This window comes from Chryseobacterium sp. 3008163 (assembly GCF_003669035.1).
Lineage (GTDB): Bacteria > Bacteroidota > Bacteroidia > Flavobacteriales > Weeksellaceae > Chryseobacterium.
The window spans coordinates 1,786,161-1,802,617 of the sequence record NZ_CP033070.1 but is presented as its reverse complement, the minus strand read 5'-3'; the positions used below and the strand labels follow the sequence as shown (position 1 = coordinate 1,802,617).

General features: G+C 35.1%; 18 protein-coding genes and 1 pseudogene. 11 read left to right on the top strand and 8 right to left on the bottom strand.

The annotated features are described in order from the left end of the window. Positions 1 to 91 precede the first annotated feature (91 nt). The 9 genes and pseudogenes from pcaF (at position 92) to EAG08_RS08085 (ending at position 9,309) form a co-directional block, all read left to right on the top strand. Positions 92 to 1,299: pseudogene (gene pcaF / locus EAG08_RS08125) on the top strand (3-oxoadipyl-CoA thiolase). 140 nt (positions 1,300 to 1,439) lie between these two features. Continuing rightward, entirely contained in the window at positions 1,440 to 2,033 is a 594-nt protein-coding gene (locus EAG08_RS08120) for a transferase hexapeptide repeat family protein (protein WP_129535004.1), read from the top strand. 20 nt (positions 2,034 to 2,053) lie between these two features. Continuing rightward, positions 2,054 to 2,881 carry an alpha/beta hydrolase gene (locus tag EAG08_RS08115; RefSeq protein ID WP_129535003.1) on the top strand — a complete coding sequence of 276 codons (828 nt, stop codon included), beginning with the start codon at positions 2,054 to 2,056 and terminating at the stop codon, positions 2,879 to 2,881. 88 nt (positions 2,882 to 2,969) lie between these two features. After that, entirely contained in the window at positions 2,970 to 5,465 is a 2,496-nt protein-coding gene (gene paaZ / locus EAG08_RS08110) for a phenylacetic acid degradation bifunctional protein PaaZ (protein WP_129535002.1), read from the top strand. A 71-nt stretch (positions 5,466 to 5,536) separates the two neighbouring features. Then, positions 5,537 to 6,247, top strand: a complete 711-nt coding sequence (locus EAG08_RS08105; protein ID WP_129535001.1) for an XAC2610-related protein — start codon at positions 5,537 to 5,539, stop codon at positions 6,245 to 6,247. A gap of 176 nt (positions 6,248 to 6,423) precedes the next feature. After that, the gene (locus tag EAG08_RS08100; RefSeq protein WP_185145188.1) at positions 6,424 to 6,960 is read left to right on the top strand and encodes an SMI1/KNR4 family protein; all 537 of its coding nucleotides are present in this window, start codon (positions 6,424 to 6,426) and stop codon (positions 6,958 to 6,960) included. A gap of 43 nt (positions 6,961 to 7,003) precedes the next feature. Then, a complete protein-coding gene (locus EAG08_RS08095) occupies positions 7,004 to 7,738 on the top strand; it encodes a DUF4241 domain-containing protein (RefSeq protein WP_129535000.1) in 735 nt (244 codons plus the stop codon). Between the two features lies 1 nt (position 7,739). Next, a complete protein-coding gene (locus tag EAG08_RS08090) occupies positions 7,740 to 8,444 on the top strand; it encodes an SMUG2 DNA glycosylase family protein (protein WP_129534999.1) in 705 nt (234 codons plus the stop codon). Between the two features lie 166 nt (positions 8,445 to 8,610). Further along, positions 8,611 to 9,309 (top strand): methyltransferase domain-containing protein, encoded by a 699-nt coding sequence (locus EAG08_RS08085; protein ID WP_317126327.1) that lies wholly within the window; start codon positions 8,611 to 8,613, stop codon positions 9,307 to 9,309. A gap of 133 nt (positions 9,310 to 9,442) precedes the next feature. Here the strand turns inward: EAG08_RS08085 and EAG08_RS21980 are convergent, their stop codons facing one another. From EAG08_RS21980 to EAG08_RS08050, 8 genes are all read right to left on the bottom strand, one after another. Continuing rightward, positions 9,443 to 9,610 carry a T9SS type A sorting domain-containing protein gene (locus EAG08_RS21980; RefSeq protein WP_262696827.1) on the bottom strand — a complete coding sequence of 56 codons (168 nt, stop codon included), beginning with the start codon at positions 9,608 to 9,610 and terminating at the stop codon, positions 9,443 to 9,445. Further along, complete coding sequence (locus EAG08_RS08080) at positions 9,607 to 10,269, bottom strand: T9SS C-terminal target domain-containing protein (protein ID WP_228446826.1); 663 nt, start codon at positions 10,267 to 10,269, stop codon at positions 9,607 to 9,609. The genes EAG08_RS21980 and EAG08_RS08080 overlap by 4 nt, the downstream gene beginning before the upstream one ends. Positions 10,270 to 10,307: 38 nt before the next feature. After that, positions 10,308 to 10,850 carry a phage tail protein gene (locus EAG08_RS08075; protein ID WP_129534998.1) on the bottom strand — a complete coding sequence of 181 codons (543 nt, stop codon included), beginning with the start codon at positions 10,848 to 10,850 and terminating at the stop codon, positions 10,308 to 10,310. A gap of 34 nt (positions 10,851 to 10,884) precedes the next feature. Then, entirely contained in the window at positions 10,885 to 11,424 is a 540-nt protein-coding gene (locus tag EAG08_RS08070) for a phage tail protein (RefSeq protein WP_129534997.1), read from the bottom strand. A 297-nt stretch (positions 11,425 to 11,721) separates the two neighbouring features. Beyond that, a complete protein-coding gene (locus EAG08_RS08065) occupies positions 11,722 to 12,396 on the bottom strand; it encodes a response regulator transcription factor (RefSeq protein ID WP_129534996.1) in 675 nt (224 codons plus the stop codon). Next, positions 12,386 to 13,111, bottom strand: coding sequence for a sensor histidine kinase (locus EAG08_RS08060; RefSeq protein ID WP_228446825.1), 726 nt, complete (start codon positions 13,109 to 13,111; stop codon positions 12,386 to 12,388). Before EAG08_RS08060 ends, EAG08_RS08065 begins: the two co-directional genes overlap by 11 nt. A 76-nt stretch (positions 13,112 to 13,187) precedes the next feature. Continuing rightward, entirely contained in the window at positions 13,188 to 13,592 is a 405-nt protein-coding gene (locus EAG08_RS08055; RefSeq protein WP_129534995.1) for a hypothetical protein, read from the bottom strand. A gap of 241 nt (positions 13,593 to 13,833) precedes the next feature. Next, entirely contained in the window at positions 13,834 to 14,571 is a 738-nt protein-coding gene (locus EAG08_RS08050; RefSeq protein WP_129534994.1) for a hypothetical protein, read from the bottom strand. A gap of 219 nt (positions 14,572 to 14,790) precedes the next feature. Here EAG08_RS08050 and EAG08_RS08045 point away from each other — a divergent pair, with 219 nt between their 5' ends. Next, the gene (locus tag EAG08_RS08045; RefSeq protein WP_129534993.1) at positions 14,791 to 15,555 is read left to right on the top strand and encodes an enoyl-CoA hydratase/isomerase family protein; all 765 of its coding nucleotides are present in this window, start codon (positions 14,791 to 14,793) and stop codon (positions 15,553 to 15,555) included. A gap of 134 nt (positions 15,556 to 15,689) precedes the next feature. Further along, entirely contained in the window at positions 15,690 to 16,424 is a 735-nt protein-coding gene (locus EAG08_RS08040) for a hypothetical protein (protein WP_129534992.1), read from the top strand. Positions 16,425 to 16,457 lie beyond the last annotated feature (33 nt).

Here is a 16,457-nt window from a genome sequence, read left to right as displayed (position 1 = left end):
TTATAAATAAGCAATAAGCAATAGGCATTAAGCTTTTCTTGAAGCTGGTAAAGCCTATTGCTTACAGCCTAAAGCCTAAAGCAGATAAAAAATGAATAACGTATATATCATAGATTACATCAGAACTCCCATTTCAAAATTAGGAGGAGGATTATCAGAAGTGAGAGCCGATGATTTGGCGGCGATCGTTCTAAAAGAAATTGTTGCAAGAAACCCTGAAGTTCCAGTTGGGGAAATTGAGGACGTTATTTTCGGATGCGCAAATCAAGCGGGAGAAGATAACAGAAACGTAGCAAGAATGGGACTTTTATTGGCAGGACTTCCTTACAAAATTGGAGGTGAAACGGTAAATAGACTGTGCGCTTCGGGCATGTCTGCAGTTGCTAATGCTTTCCGTTCGATCGCTTCTGGTGAAGGTGAAATTTATATTGCTGGTGGAGTTGAGCACATGACACATTCGCCTTATGTAATGTCAAAGCCTACTACAGCTTTCGGAAGAGATAGCCAGATGTTTGATACGACTTTCGGATGGAGATTTGTAAATCCCAAAATGAAAGAAATGTATGGCGTTGACGCAATGGGCGACACTGCTGAAAATTTAGCAGAAATGCACAATATCAGCCGTGAAGATCAGGACAAGTTTGCTCTGTGGTCTCAACAAAAAGCTACAAAAGCTCAGGAAAACGGAAGATTAGCGGAAGAAATTGTACAAGTTGAAATTCCACAAAGAAAGGGCGATGCGAAAATTTTCGATAAAGACGAATTCATCAAGCCAACTTCTTCAATGGAAGGTTTAGGAAAACTGCGTCCGGCTTTCAAAAAGAAGGCGGAACAGTAACTGCAGGAAACGCTTCAGGCATGAACGACGGTGCGGCTGCTCTTATTTTAGCAAGTGAGGAAGCCGTAAAAAAATATGGATTACAGCCAAAAGCTAAGATTTTAGGATCCTCAGTTGCTGGTGTTGAACCAAGAATTATGGGAATAGGACCTGTTGAAGCGACTCAAAAACTTTTGAAAAGATTAAATCTTTCATTGGACGATATGGACGTTATTGAATTGAATGAAGCTTTTGCTGCTCAATCTTTGGCAGTAACCAGAAGTTTAGGTTTAGAGGATAACGATTCAAGGATTAATCCTAATGGTGGAGCAATTGCAATCGGTCATCCACTTGGAGTTTCGGGAGCAAGAATTATTGGTTCTGCAGCCTTAGAACTTCACAAACAAAATAAAAAATATGCCTTGTGTACGCTTTGTATCGGTGTAGGACAAGGTTATGCAATGGTAATTGAAAAAGTGTAACTTTTTCAATAATGTAAAAATTTTGCAATGTATCAGTGTAACAATTTTTGTGCGCTTTGTCATGCTGAGCCTGTCGAAGCATCTAATTGGTACATTGGTAAACTGATACATTGTTAAATTAAATTTTGAATTAAAAATTTATGAATATCTACTCATATCACGACATCCGTCCCATTATCAAACCATCCGCTTATATTCATCCGCAAGCGGTGATTATCGGAAATGTTGAAATCGGCGAAGAGGTTTATATAGGTCCAAATGCGGTGATCCGTGGCGACTGGGGTAAAATTATCATCAAAGACGGAGCAAATGTTCAGGAAAACTGTACACTTCATGTTTTTCCCGGTATTGAAACGATTTTAGAAGAATCTGCGCATATTGGCCATGGTGCAATTATCCATTCTGGGCACATTGGTAGAAACTGTCTGGTTGGAATGAACGCTGTAGTAATGGACAAGGCAGTGATTGGTGATGAATGTATCATCGGCGCATTGGCTTTTGTTCCTGCAAATTTCAGATGTGATGCGAGAAAATTAATCGTTGGAAGTCCTGCCAAAATCATCCGTGATGTTTCTGACGAAATGATCAAATGGAAAACAGAAGGAACGAAACTCTATCAGCAATTAGCAAGAGAAGGAAAAGAAGCGATTTTACCTTGCGAACCATTTACAGAATATGTTCAACAGATTCCTTCTAAAGTGGTTGATTACAGCATTTGGGATGATGTGAAATAATTGAATTACAAAAATTTAATATGATTAAAAAACTTCTCATTTTCTGCAGTATTATGTGCGCATTTCAATTCATGGTTTTTGCCCAGACAGGAAATGTAAAACCATTAACCATCGGAGAAATAAGAACAATAAAGTCTAAAATTTTAAATGAAGAAAGAATATTAAATATCTATCTTCCACAAGGCTTTGATAAAACAAAATCTTACCCGATTATCTATCTTTTGGATGGAAGCGTGAATGAAGATTTTATTCATGTTACGGGATTGGTTCAGTTCTTTAATCAAATGTATACAATGCCGGAAACAATAGTGGTCGGAATTGCTAATATTGACAGAAAAAGAGATTTCACTTTTCATACCGATTTAAAAGATTTACAAAAAGATTATCCTACGACGGGACATTCTGATAAGTTTATTAATTTTCTGGAAAAAGAATTAAAACCATATATCGAAAGTCAGTTTAAAACGACCGATACCTATTTATTTGGACAATCTTTGGGTGGACTTTTAGCAACTGAAATTTTGTTGAAAAAACCTGAAATGTTTAATAATTATTTTATCATCAGTCCGAGTTTGTGGTGGGATGACGAAAGTCTTTTAAAACAGGCAAATCAATTATTATCTAAAATTCCAGATACTAAAAAATTCGTTTATGTTTCTGTAGGAAAAGGGGAACATCCTGTGATGATAAAAGATGCCGAAAGTTTTTATGATATTCTTAAAAAATCAAGTAAAAAAAATTGGACGGTAGAATATAAAATGATGGAAACAGACAATCATGCAACAACTCTTCACAGAAGTTTGTATGAAGGTTTGGTGAGATTGTTTCCATATCAAGAACCGAAATAAAATGTAACAATATACTAATGTAAAATTCTTCTAAAGATTGGTAAGCTGTTATACTGATACATTGTTAAACTAAAATATAAAATATTTTATGGAAAAGTTAAAAAACTATATTCACGGAGAATGGGTAGAAGGTACCGGAAACGGAATTCCTTTGTACAATGCCGTGACGGGAGAGCAAGTTGCTGTTTCTGATACTGAAGGGCTGAATTTTGAGCAGGCTCTAGATTTCGGAAGAACAGTCGGTTACAAAAATCTTTCTTCGATGACGTTCTACGATCGTGGAGAAATGTTGAAAAAAGTGGCGCTTTATCTTTTAGAAAGAAAGAAAAAATATTACGAATTATCATATAAAACAGGGGCGACTCACGCAGATTCTTGGGTTGACATTGAGGGAGGTTTTGGTACTTTCTTCACGTATTCAGGGTTGGCAAAAAGAATGCTTCCAAATACTCCGTTTTGGGTAGATGGAGAAACTCAGAAAATTTCTGCTAACGGAACTTTCTTAGGAACTCATATTTTAACGCCAAGTGAAGGAGTTTCTGTGCAAATCAATGCTTACAACTTTCCTGTTTGGGGAATGTTGGAAAAACTATCAACTTCATTGTTGGCTGGTGTTCCATCAATTGTAAAGCCATCTCCTTATGGATCTTATTTGACGAATGCTGTTTTTCAGGATATGATTGAAAGTGGGGTTCTTCCTGAAGGAGCACTTCAGTTAGTTTGTGGTGAGCCGGGAAATATTTTAGATTACGTTCAGGATGGAGATTCTGTATTGTTCACAGGTTCTGCAACGACAGGTAGAAAATTAAAAGCTTTACCTTCAGTTTCAGGAAATTCTGTTCGTTTCAATATGGAAGCCGATTCTTTGAACTGTTCGATCCTTGGTTTGGATGCAAAACCGGGAACTCCTGAATTTGATTTATTCATTAAAGAAGTTCGTACAGAAATGACAACGAAGGCTGGTCAGAAATGTACCGCAATCAGAAGAATCATTGTTCCTGAAAACTTAATTGGGGATGTTCAAAGTGCTTTGTCTAAAGCTTTAGATCAGACTAAAATTGGAAACCCGTTAAGCAGAGAAACGAGAATGGGTTCTTTGGTTGGAAAACAACAATATGACGAAGTTTTAAGAAAGGTTGATATTCTAAAAACTGAAAACGAATTGATTTACGACGGAAAACATGAATTGGTAGATGCAGATTACGAAAACGGTGCATTTATGTCACCTAAATTGTTCTTAAATGATTCTCCGTTCACTAAAAATATCTCTCATGATGTCGAAGCTTTCGGTCCGGTTTCTACCTTGATGCCTTACAAAGATGCGGAAGAAGCTGCAGCCTTGGCGAAAAGAGGAAAAGGAAGTTTGGTAGGCTCAATTATTTCTCATGATGAGAAATTTGTTGCAGAAACTTCTTGGAAAATGGCTTCTCAGCACGGAAGAATTTTTGTTTTAAATAGAGACAACGCAAAAGAAAGTACAGGTCACGGTTCGCCACTTCCTACATTAATGCACGGAGGTCCTGGTAGAGCAGGCGGCGGCGAGGAAATGGGTGGATTGAACGGTCTTCACTTCTTCCTTCAGAAAACGGCGATTCAAGGTTCGCCTGATATTTTGACCGCGATTACGAAAGTGTATCAGCAAGGTGCTGAGAAAAAATATTCAGATAAACATCCTTTCCAAAAATATTTTGAGGAAGTTGAGGTCGGAGATTCTCTGGAAACAGCAGGAAGAACAGTTACTGATGCAGATATTGTTAATTTTTCCAATGTTTCTTGGGATCATTTCTATGCGCATACAGACGCAACAAGTTTATCCGGAACTATTTTCGATAAAACCGTTGCTCATGGATATTTCATTCTTTCTGCAGCAGCTGGATTATTTGTTTCGGGCAAAAAAGGTCCTGTTATCGCTAACTATGGATTGGAAAACTGTTCGTTTTTTAAACCTGTTTATGCGGGAGATACGATTACGGTTTATTTAACAGCAAAAGAAAAAATCAACCGTGGAGTAAAAGGAAGAAACATTCCTTCCGGAGTTGTAAAATGGTTGGTGGAAGTTGTCAATCAAAGAGATGAGGTGGTTTGTGTTGCTACAATTTTAACTTTAGTGGCTAAACATTCGCCGTTTATTGATTTTAAAGTTCAGAATATTCAGAAAAAATTGAATGGTTTAACTGAAAACACCAAATCTGTTTTTGGAGATTTTACGCCGCAATTGATGGTGGAGCATTTGGAAGAAGTTTTGAGAAATGGTTTCGGAAATTTAAAGCCGGAAGATTTTCCTGAGATTCCTGCCGAGAAATTAGAAAAACTTCAGGATTGGTTGTACACCGACCAAAAGATTCGTCCGGGAGCGCAATATCCTTTATGGAAAGAAGGTGAAGTTCCTCAGAATAAAAATAAAAATTTGGACGAAGCAAAGGCGAAATTAATTGAAACTTTAAAAGAGTTTACCGTTTATTTCAAAGAAAATCCTTTTGCGGAACATTACAATCCAAGATTTGGACATTTAAATAAAGAGATGATGGAGCTTTTCCAGAGAAAGCATTTTACGCATCATTTTGAGCAGTTTGGATTGATTTAATTCAAAATTAACTGATAGAAATTATAGTCCTTTTTAGCTTTTGCTGAAAGGGATTTTTAGTATATTTAATTATGAAGCTTTTAGTTATTCCAATTGTACTTTTATTTATGATTTTTTCCTGTACTAAAAATAAGGAACACAATACTAATGCTTATTTTTTGGCAGAAAAGTTTACAGATAGTCTTAACATTGGTGAGATAGGAAAAACAAAGGTCGAAATCGAGAATTTTAGAAATAATCTTACAGAAGATAATCTTATTGTTTTAAAATTTTTTAAAAAATACAGTTTTTGGGATTACAACAAACGAAAATCTGTGGAAAATATCTGGCGAGAAACCAGTAGATTTTACTTTGATAAAGACGGAGTCTCTGGTATCGATGCTGAAATTTCAGATTTTAATAATGACGGATATAAAGACTTTTTATATGTAAGCGGAATCGCTGCCAGAGGAGGGAATGTTATCAAGACATTATTTATTTATGATTCAAAAAACAAAGCTTTTGTTCATATAAAAAACTCTGACAAATACCCTAATTTGAGTTTTAATTCAAAATTAAAATGTATTAATTCAATAATCCTGACAGGTTCTGTAACGACTCATTTTTTAAGATTAAAACAAGATTCTTTAATTGAATTTGCCAGAGTTGATGTTTCAGACAAGATATTGGTGGAGGAAAGAGATTCATCAGGTCAATTTAAAATTATTGAAGAAAGGAAGTTAAAAAGAAATGATGATGATTTTTACTCGGGATATTCCAATTATAAACCACTAGAAAAATGATTTAAAATCATCCGCTTTATTTTAAAAATTCATTTTTTTATTATGTTAATAAATAATTAAACTTTTAAGATTAAAATAATTCACACATCTTTTACGTGATTTTGATTGATTTTTTCAAATAAAATAAGGATATTTGGGGGAGCTTTTTATGGCTCCTTTTTTAATTTAAAAATATTATGATAACAGAATTTTTCAAGAACTTCGACTTTAAGAATTTTTGGAGTGAATGCAGCTACTCTGCAAGAGACTATATCGGTGGTTTTGCTGATGATGAAATGATTGATTCTGTTGAAAAAGAATTGGGGTATAAACTTCCCGGCTCTTACATTCAGATGATGAAAACACAGAACGGTGGATTGGCAAACAAATCTGTTTTCCCTACTACTGAAGCCAATTCTTGGGCAGATGACCATGTGGCAATAAACGGTATTATGGGAATTGGGCGAGAACGAATTTATTCTCTTTGCGGAGAAATGGGAAGTCAGTTTATGATTGATGAATGGGGTTATCCTGCAATTGGAGTGTATTTTGCAGACTGCCCGTCAGCAGGGCATGATATGATTTTATTTGATTATTCAAACTGTGGTAAAGATGGCGAACCGGAAGTGGTACATGTAGATCAGGAAAATGATTTTAAGAAAACTTTTTTGGCTAAAGATTTTGAAACTTTTATAAAAGGTTTGAAAGTTGAAGAAGGATTTGAGGGAGAATAAAAAAAACTGAATTTTAATAATTACAATTAAATCATCAATGATTATGAAAGAAAACTGGCTGCAAAACTGGGAAGAAGTAAAAGATGTTTTAGTTTGTCCTACAGATCTTGAAACATATTTTACCTCGAATGAAATTCTGGGACAGAAAATGGAGACGATGGAAATAGGAAATGTTTGGCTACCATCCGGAAAAATAGTGGTGAGAGATCCGCTTGTTTATCTGAGTTCTGATGAAAAACCTTACTTCATTCAGGCTCCGAAAGGAAATTTTCCCGTTACGATTGCTGTGGTAAAATCTGAAGATTGGGGAGACCGATATGCTGTTGTAAAAGTTGAATTTACCAAAGAAAAGCCGGTTGTTTACCGTGAAGCTTTAATTGGAATTGAAGATTTGGAAGATGTAACCGAAGATGATTTTTTCGGTTTCAGTGTAGATGCCGGTTTGGGATGTATTACCGATGCTGAAGTTCTTCCTTCTGTAGATCAATTTGTTGCTACAAAAGATGTTGACAATGTGTACGATGATTATTTTGCTGGAATTTTCGCACAGAGTTACAAAGATCATCCCAACAATCAGAGAGATGCCGGAGACTGGATCAATTGGACAGTTCCCAATACAAACTATCAGATTCCGATGTTTGCAAGCGGGTTTGGTGACGGTAGTTATCCTGTATACTTTGCGTACGATGCTCATGGTGAAATTTGTGGGTTGTACATTCAGTTTATCGATGTAGAATTGGCGTTGAGTGAAGATGGAGACGATGAAGATGTAGAATAAAATGTCTGATAAAACTTTTGCAGATCAAGTAGTTGAATTTAATAAAAAATTAAATTTTACAGGAAATCTTCCTAAGGATTTTCAGGTTCTGAATCCGTATTTGGATAACCCTGAAACGCTGGTTGTCATGCAAAAGTTTTATCAGAAATATTATTATGATTCCCATCAAAGGAAATTTATGATTGGAATTAATCCCAGCCGTCACGGAGCGGGCGTTACCGGAGTTCCGTTTACCGATACGAAGCGGTTGGAAACGGTCTGCGGAATTAAAATGGAATCTGCACAGACGCATGAAATATCTTCCGTTTTTATATACGACATGATTGCAGCTTACGGCGGCGCAGAAGAATTCTACAGAGATTTTTACATCAATTCACCTTTTCCTTTGGCAATCGTAAGAAAATCAAAAGGTAATTGGGTCAATGCCAATTATTATGATGATAAAGAGCTTTTCAATAATGTGAAAGATTTTATGATCGATTCTTTAAAGAAACATATCAGTTTAGGTTTAGACATTTCAGAAGTTTTTGTTTTAGGAAAGAAAAATGCGGATTTTATTTCTAAATTAAATGAAGAAGCAGACTTGTTTGATAAAATGACTGTGCTGGAACATCCGAGATATATCCAACAGTATAAATCGAAAGAAAAAGATTTGTATATTGATAAGTATATTCTGACATTGAAAAAAATAGATGCTAAGGTCTGAATCGAATTATCGAAGTTGCATTCCGTAGGAATGCAATCTGTGTAGCAATCTGAGATGTAGAGTAGTCGGCCAAAAAAATATCACTTTAAAATCAAAAAAATATGCCCTGGAGTCCCGAAATTTACAATCAATTTAAAAACATTCGCTATCAACCATTTTTGATTTGATGAATTTAATTTCATCAGAAAATCTGAGGAAAGCAATTGATGTAGGCTGTGGAACGGGCGAACAAACGCATATTCTTTCAGAAAAATTTAATGATGCAGAATTTCTGGGAATTGATTCTTCCGCAGAAATGCTAGCCGAAGCCAATCAGTTTCAAAATGAAAAATTGAATTTCAAGCAAATTCCTGTTGAAGATTTAATCGATTCAAAAGAAAAATGGGATCTTATTTTCAGTAATGCAGCATTGCAATGGTCGGATGATCATGAAATATTATTCCCAAAATTAATTTCATTATTAAACGAAAACGGACAGTTCGCTGTACAGATGCCCATTCAGGCTGAGAATGTTTTAAATAAAATATTATTCCAGCTCGCTTCGGAGGAACCTTTTCGTACCCAACTTGATGGTTGGAACAGAGTTTCACCTGTTTTGAGTATTGACGAATACGCTCAAATCATGTTTGATAATGGCTTAAAAGATTTAAATATTTCGGTAAAAGTTTACCCGATTCTCGCAGACGATGCTGAAAAATTGTATCAGTTTATTTCGGGTTCTGCTTTGATACCTTATGTGGAGAGATTGGATGAGGTGAGCAAAGAGAATTTCATTTCAGAATACAAAAAAAGAATTGGCGGGCACTTCAAAAGTTTTCCCGCAATGTATGCATTCAAGAGATTACTACTTTACGGAAAAAAATAAATACTTTTTTATAACAAAACAAAAACCTTTGAAGTTTTTCAAAGGTTTAATCATTGTGTGATAGAATCGTGTTTGAAATCATTTATAGTCTAAAAGAGTTCTCATGGTGGTTAGTTTTTTGGTTGAAGTACGACTATCTTTTAATGATTTTTTTAGATTCTGAAGATGTTTTCAGCAAGTAAGTTCCTGATGGAAGTTCTGATATGTTTTCTTCATTGATTCCCTTTTTAAGCTCAAGGTCTTTCAGGATTTTTCCGGATTGATCATAAAGCTGAGCCTTAGAATTTTCAGATGTTTCTATAGAAAACTGACCTGTCGTAGGATTTGGGAAAACAGACAGATTGTTTTTTGATTTTTTAATTCGTCAGTCGATAATACAATGCCCGTATCTTTTACCCAAGTGAAGGCATCAAGAGCCAGATATTGATAACCTCCTCCTGCTGTTATCTGTAATTGATCAATTATAATGTTACTGTAATTTTGACCATTCAGGTTGGTTAGGTCAATCAGGGTATAGCCGTTTGTCGTTCCCATGCTTGTTGCAAAGCCTGTTGATTTGGTTTGTGTAAACTTTGTTACGCCACTTAATTTTCCTGTAATAGTAAGGGTTCCGGAGACACCAAATGTTAAATCGGCTGCTGAAGCATATACCCAAAATCTGTTTGCCTTAAATAAATTAGACGTTGTTTTTATACTGAATGAAGTCCCTGCTGCCTGATTTCCTGTTGCCGAATTATCGATATATCGGTTGTCTACAGCTGAGCCATTCCATCCTGTAGCCGGATAATTTGCCTGGATATCGTAAGTATTTACATGAGAAAGGATATTAAAAATCACTCCGTTATCTGTAAAACTTGCGCTTCCGTGAGATTCTGTCTCAAATTGTTCTGTACTGGTCTGTCCAAACGAAAAGATCGATATGAAAAGACTGCAGATCGTAAGTAGTATAGTACTTTTCATGATGTTTAAAGTTTTAATTTTAGGTTTTTTTAGATTTATTATGGTCTTGAAGGATAAATCCCCTCTACACAAATAATGTAGTTCATGCCTAAGTAAGGTGGCATATTTTCGATAGGCACATTCGCCCCGTTGAACGTTACAGAAGCTCCGTTAATAGCAGTATCAGGAGCAGCATTTACAAAGCTTGGAACTGCGGTGAAGTCTCTTCCGCTTTGTGTACCTGTAACAGCAATTGATGTAGTAAGTGTTGGTGTAGCCGTAGCCGCATTAGAACTTGAAACTTTCAGCGTGCTCATAAACGTTGGCAAATTAGTGCTAAGAAGAGTTGTGGTGGGTGATCCTCCCATTTCACCAAGGTTTACAGACTTTCCTGTGTTGGCAATTCCTGAACCCATAGGAGCACGTCCGTTAAAGTTAGGTAAAGCAAAAGTAGTAGTACCGTTTCCACCATATGTTGTTCCTAGAAGGGAAAAAAGCGCCTGATTTTGTGAAATAGGCAATAGAGCCCCGTTGCAGAATAAATAGCCTCTCGGGGCGAAATTTCCGGCAAACATTTTAATTGTTGCTAACATTTCTTCCATGATATCTCTTGTTTTTTAGTTATTAATTTTTGAATTAAGGTCTTGAAGGATAAATTCCCTGTACACAGATAATATAGTTTATTCCCAAATAAGGTGGCATGTTGTTAATAGGCTGATTTTGCCCCATAAACACTACAGATTGGGTATTGATAACCGTGTTCGGATTTGCATTTACATAACTTGGAACGGCAGTAAAGTCTCTTCCGCTTTGTGTTCCGGTGATAGCTAGCGATGTGCTTGCAGAGGGTACCGCAGAATTAGCATTGGCATTGGCAACCATCAATTGGCTCGCAAAACTTGGTAAATTCATTGACATGATAGTTGTCTGCGGAACTCCAGATTGCTCACCAAGCTCGTAAGATTGACCTGCATTTGTTCCCGTTCCTAGTGGATAACGGCCATTAAGGTTAGGTAAGGCAAAAGTATTAATGCCATCACCGCCATAGGTAGTTCCTAAAATTGAGAAAAGCGCAGAGTTTTGTGAAATGCTCAATAAAGCTCCATTGCAGAACATAAAGTTTACCGGGGCAAAGTTTCCGGAGAATGCTTTGATAACCCCCATCATTTCTTCCATAATATTATTTGTTTTTAGGTTTATATTAATGTGATTTCTTTAAAACATACTTGGTGTGTTTTCGTTTTAATTATACCCCAAAGTAACGATGAAAACAGGAAATACGGTAGAGTATAAATTACCAAATGCACCATTCAGTATTTATACGTAATCAGAATTGAAAATGAAAACCTATGAAACAAAAAACCAAAGCAAAAAGGCTTCTGCTTTGGTTTAATTAACCATTTTTGACCTACAATCTGTATCAGATTTTTAGGACTCGTCAAAATTTTGATTTTTTAATAAAAGTATAAATAATTAAAGCTTTACCGGAAGAGAATAAATGTCATTAATTACAGCATAGATTACGATGCCCACTGTGTTTTTGGCACCTATTTTATCTAAAATTCTCTGTCTGTGACTTTCAATTGTTCTGGGACTAAGGAAAAGTTTTTCTGCAATCTCATGATTGGTCATCTCTTCACAGATCAATTTTACGACTTCTTTCTCACGATCGCTAAGTTCATCTTCCAGATCAAACAATGATTTTGTTTTCGGTGGATTATTCATGTACGAGAAAAGCATTTTGTAATCTTCTGAGGTGAAATACAGACCTTTTGTATGGACTTCTGTAATGGCTTCTATGAATGCTTTTTTATCAGAGTTTTTAGGCAAAAATGCAGAAACGCCTAGTTTTACCATGTACCCCAAGATGCTACTTTTATAATGAGAAGAGAGAATGATTATTTTGAGTGCAGGATATTTTTGTCTTAAATTTTCTACAAGTTCAAACCCGTCCATTGGTTTCATTTGAATGTCGATAAGGGCAATATCCGGGAACTCTTCAGAATTAAAAGTGGCTAAATTTTCTAAAAAATCCGGGCCATTATTTGATGTTATGGTCACAGAGATGCTTTTTTCTATAGAAAGCAAAAGTTTTACACCTTCCAAAATAAGCTGCTCGTCATCTACTAAGGCTATTTTAATTTTCATGGTCGTTATTTTGTGGAATTATGATAATCAGCCTGCTGCCTTTTCCTATTGTATTCTTCCATTTGAAGCGGGCGTTGAGCGATTTTATTCTCGATTCTATGTTTTTCAAGCCCATTCCTTTGCTTGCATTGTCGTAATCAAAGCTTTCTCCGTTATCAGATAAAATTACGATTCTATTTTCTTTGATATCCTTTATATAGATACTCATTTCAGCGGCTTTAGAATGCTTGATAACATTGGTTGTAAACTCCTGAATGATTCTATAAATCTGCACTTCTGTAAAAATATCTTTTTTCTGATATTCCTGAACCACATGCAGATTGATTTTAATCTTATTCGAAAGATTGGTAATCAATTCTTCAACATACAAAACGAGTCCTAATTTTTCAAGATTGACAGGGTAAAGTGAATGTGAAATACTTCTCGCCGAGTCTATCAGTTCAGAAATTTGATTTGAAATTATTTTTTCAGAAGTTTCTTTGTTCTCTGCGTTTAGATTTTGAAGCCAAAGCGAAAGAATATTAAGCCTGTTGCCAATATCATCATGAATCAAAATTGCCATTCTTTTTCTTTCTTCCTCCTGGGTTTTTGTGCTTTCGAGAGTAAGATTTTTCTGATGCTGAATTTCTGCCTTGTGCTGGATGCTTTTCTCTTTTATAATTCTGTCGATAAAGAACTTATAAGCCAGTAAAACAAACGTGACAATAATTACCAAGACGATAATTAAATAGATGAAAAAGCTAATATTGAGTGTAATTTCTTTAATTGTAAATGTTTAAAAAATTAATAATTTATGTTTTGGTTAATATATTTTTTTTCAAACGTAAAAATGTGTAGAGTAAAGATGCATAAAATACAATCAGCAACATATTATTAGTACTCAAAATAATAAAATAAGTACTTTCAGATAATGATGTTAACTGATTCTGAAGAACAAATATAAAAACAGAAACCGTATAATACATAAAAATAAATGCATCTACTACGATAAAGTTGTTTACTTTATTATTGTATTTTATTTCCTGCAGCAATGTGTAACCTGCAAGGCACATGATGATGATGTTAGATGCCGCTTTTATATAATCATTGGCAACCTCAAAAAACTGGTTCGCAATCAGCAAACCAACACTTAGAGAAAGTGTTGGTATCAGCCAATAATCTGAAAATTTAAGTTTTTTTATAAATAACGATGTCAATATAAAAAATTCTCCTGCTATAAATATAGGGTATATAAAAGAAGTGTTTTTATACCCGAAAAATTCTATTAAAACATTAGTTGTCAGCTCTATAATAAATAAAAAAAACAATAGAAAAAATACCATTTTTCTTTATTGCTAAGTCTGAAGTATTTTATAATTCCTGTAACAAAAGCTAATAAAAGCAATCCGTAAGAAGCATATAAAGAAAAGATGTAGAATCCTTTCATTTTTTAATTTTTTAAAGTTGACAAACCGGAGGGCAAGGTCTTGCATAGTCAAAGACATTTGAAATACTAAAATCTGGACCGGCATTAGTTAATAAATTATTTTGTTGAAAAGATATGAAAATAAGACTTACAAGCATTCTTTGATAGATGTCTGAGAATTTCAGTGCAAATGAGCACGTAATATTTGTGGTGCTGCTCTCATCCTGTAAAAGGTCTTCTTTTGAAATGAAAAATCTTCTGAAAATTCTCTTTCCGTCAAATTCATTGCATTCTCTCAAAAACCAATCCATACCGCTCATACGCCAGTCTTCTATTTCTTTTACAGCAGTCTGCTGTTCTATTGCAGGACGGCTCAAAATAGGAAAGTTAAGGTCAGAATCTGTTGACATATGGGTAAGATCTTTAGAAAGTACACTTCTGTTGATAAGGGTGTATTGCTGTATTTCTTTTAGCTGAAGGTCATGATCAAGAGGTGCTAAATTTACATAAGTATAATTTTCTAGTATTTTTATTGCTCCTTTAGCATCTCTCGGAACTAAAATCATAATCAGAACATCATCCTGAATTCCAATATCCAGACGGAAGTTTTTAGGATCTTCATCTTCTTTGTTGATTTGTTGGATCTGCTCTGGAGATAAGCTGAAAACGTTGTATAAAGGGATTAATCTTTCGATTTCAGAATATCTTGAGATCGTGTTTTCCCATGATTGAATTGCGGCAAGGTAGCTTTCGTGATTGAAATTAGACATGTTATTAAGTTTAGGCATAAAAGTAAAGAAATAAATTTCTGCAAGCAAAAATTAGGCATTAATTTTTTTGAAAATATTTCGATATGATTAGATTTCTGAGAATTGTTTTAAAGATATCTAATTATGAGTATATAATGAATAATAATGATGATAGTAGATATATTTAACAAGATTACACTATTTTTGCGATTATTAAATCTCAAACTATATTTAAAAGAAATGAGTGACTTTGTAACATCAGAAATTAAAAATAATATTGCCGAAATTACATTCGGAACTGCAAAAAGCAATGCGCTTCCCGGAGCAATTCTTGAAAAATTAGCTGAAACAATTTTAGAAGAAGGCGCGAAGAAAGAAGTGAAAGCAATTCTTGTAAAAAGTGAAGGTGAAAAAGCTTTCTGTGCTGGAGCAAGTTTTGACGAACTTTTAGCAATTGACGAACTGGAAGCTTCCACTAAATTCTTCGGAGGTTTTGCTAAGGTGTTAAATGCCATGAGAAATTGCGGTAAAATCGTTGTCGTAAGAGTTCAGGGAAAAACCACTGGTGGTGGAGTAGGATTGGCTTGTGGTGCAGATTACTGTTTTGCAACTAAAGATTCTGCTTTAGCATTAACTGAAATCAATTTAGGAATCGGGCCTTTCGTCATCGGGCCTTTCGTAGAAAGAAAAATCGGGAAATCTCAGTTTTCAGCAATGGCAATTGATGCAGATTTCAGATCGGCAGATTGGGCAGAGCAGCATAATATCTATCATTCAGTTTCTGAAACCATTGCAGAAATGGATTCGAGATTAGAGAAATTTTTAAATACTTTGGCTTCAAGAAGCGAAGATGCATTAGCTCTAATCAAGAAAGTTTCTTGGGAAGGCACAGAGCACTTCAATGAGTTGATGCCTGCAAGAATCCATATGAGTGCAAGTCTTATTTTGGAAGATTCTGCCAAGAAAAATATCGAGGCAATCAAAGAAAGATTAAGAGCAAAATAAATTTTAATGGTTAATAATTAACCGTCATTACTGAATAAACAAGAAAACCACCCCATAAAAAGGGTGGTTTTCCTATATAATGAGGCTGTCAGGCAAAGTAGTTTTGTATCAAATAATTTATAAAACTTTTTATTATGAAATCAAGATTTTTTTTATGCCTGATGTCTATCGCCACTTTAGTTATAAGCTGTAAGAATGACGATGACGAAGTTGTAGCACCACAACCTGAAGCGTTTACTTACAGCGCTGTAACGGGGATGAGTACAGGGAATACATCTGTTGCAGGAACTTCTGCACCTACAGGATATACCTGGAGCGAAGTGAAAGCACCTCAGAGTACTTGGGGATTGAACGGAGCAATTACTGATCGTATGCTCGCCGATGATTTTCAGGTTCCTGCAGGTGAAAAATGGAATATACAGAACTTCTATTTCTATTCATACCAGACAAGTTTCTCGGGAACTACATTTCCTGTAAGTGAATTTTATTTTGAAATATACTCTTCTGACCCCTCCGTTGCAGGAGCTGTGAAAGTGTACGGCGATATAACCACAAATCGATATGCTTCATCTGAAGAAACTAAGTGGTACAGAATATTGCAAGGGCAACCGGATAATACGAACAGAAAAATTTATAAGATGAAAATTAATTCACCTGATCTTAATTTGGCAGCAGGTACTTACTGGATAAAATGGGGTTCAAAAACTTCTACAGGAACTCATTTCTACCCACAATTGCCTCATGATGCAGGTAAAGTAAACAATGCGCAACAGTTTGTAGTTGCAAGCTCTACATGGGTAAATTTGGATGATGGCGGACAAAGAGTAAGTTTCCCATTTGAAATTTCGGGAACCAAACTTCCTAACTAAAAAAATACAAAAAAACTAAAATCAAACCAACCA

Bases quoted from the DNA above. Each gene is read 5' to 3' on its own strand.
- EAG08_RS08080 (WP_228446826.1), bottom strand. From the start codon at position 10,269: ATGAAAAGTACTATACTACTTACGATCTGCAGTCTTTTCATATCGATC.
- EAG08_RS08045 (WP_129534993.1), top strand. From the start codon at position 14,791: ATGAGTGACTTTGTAACATCAGAAATTAAAAATAATATTGCCGAAATT.
- EAG08_RS08105 (WP_129535001.1), top strand. From the start codon at position 5,537: ATGAAGCTTTTAGTTATTCCAATTGTACTTTTATTTATGATTTTTTCC.
- EAG08_RS08065 (WP_129534996.1), bottom strand. From the start codon at position 12,396: ATGAAAATTAAAATAGCCTTAGTAGATGACGAGCAGCTTATTTTGGAA.
- EAG08_RS08085 (WP_317126327.1), top strand. From the start codon at position 8,611: ATGAATTTAATTTCATCAGAAAATCTGAGGAAAGCAATTGATGTAGGC.
- EAG08_RS08100 (WP_185145188.1), top strand. From the start codon at position 6,424: ATGATAACAGAATTTTTCAAGAACTTCGACTTTAAGAATTTTTGGAGT.
- EAG08_RS08050 (WP_129534994.1), bottom strand. From the start codon at position 14,571: ATGTCTAATTTCAATCACGAAAGCTACCTTGCCGCAATTCAATCATGG.
- EAG08_RS08070 (WP_129534997.1), bottom strand. From the start codon at position 11,424: ATGGAAGAAATGATGGGGGTTATCAAAGCATTCTCCGGAAACTTTGCC.
- EAG08_RS08075 (WP_129534998.1), bottom strand. From the start codon at position 10,850: ATGGAAGAAATGTTAGCAACAATTAAAATGTTTGCCGGAAATTTCGCC.
- EAG08_RS08040 (WP_129534992.1), top strand. From the start codon at position 15,690: ATGAAATCAAGATTTTTTTTATGCCTGATGTCTATCGCCACTTTAGTT.
- paaZ (WP_129535002.1), top strand. From the start codon at position 2,970: ATGGAAAAGTTAAAAAACTATATTCACGGAGAATGGGTAGAAGGTACC.
- EAG08_RS08095 (WP_129535000.1), top strand. From the start codon at position 7,004: ATGAAAGAAAACTGGCTGCAAAACTGGGAAGAAGTAAAAGATGTTTTA.
- EAG08_RS08090 (WP_129534999.1), top strand. From the start codon at position 7,740: ATGTCTGATAAAACTTTTGCAGATCAAGTAGTTGAATTTAATAAAAAA.
- EAG08_RS08115 (WP_129535003.1), top strand. From the start codon at position 2,054: ATGATTAAAAAACTTCTCATTTTCTGCAGTATTATGTGCGCATTTCAA.
- EAG08_RS08120 (WP_129535004.1), top strand. From the start codon at position 1,440: ATGAATATCTACTCATATCACGACATCCGTCCCATTATCAAACCATCC.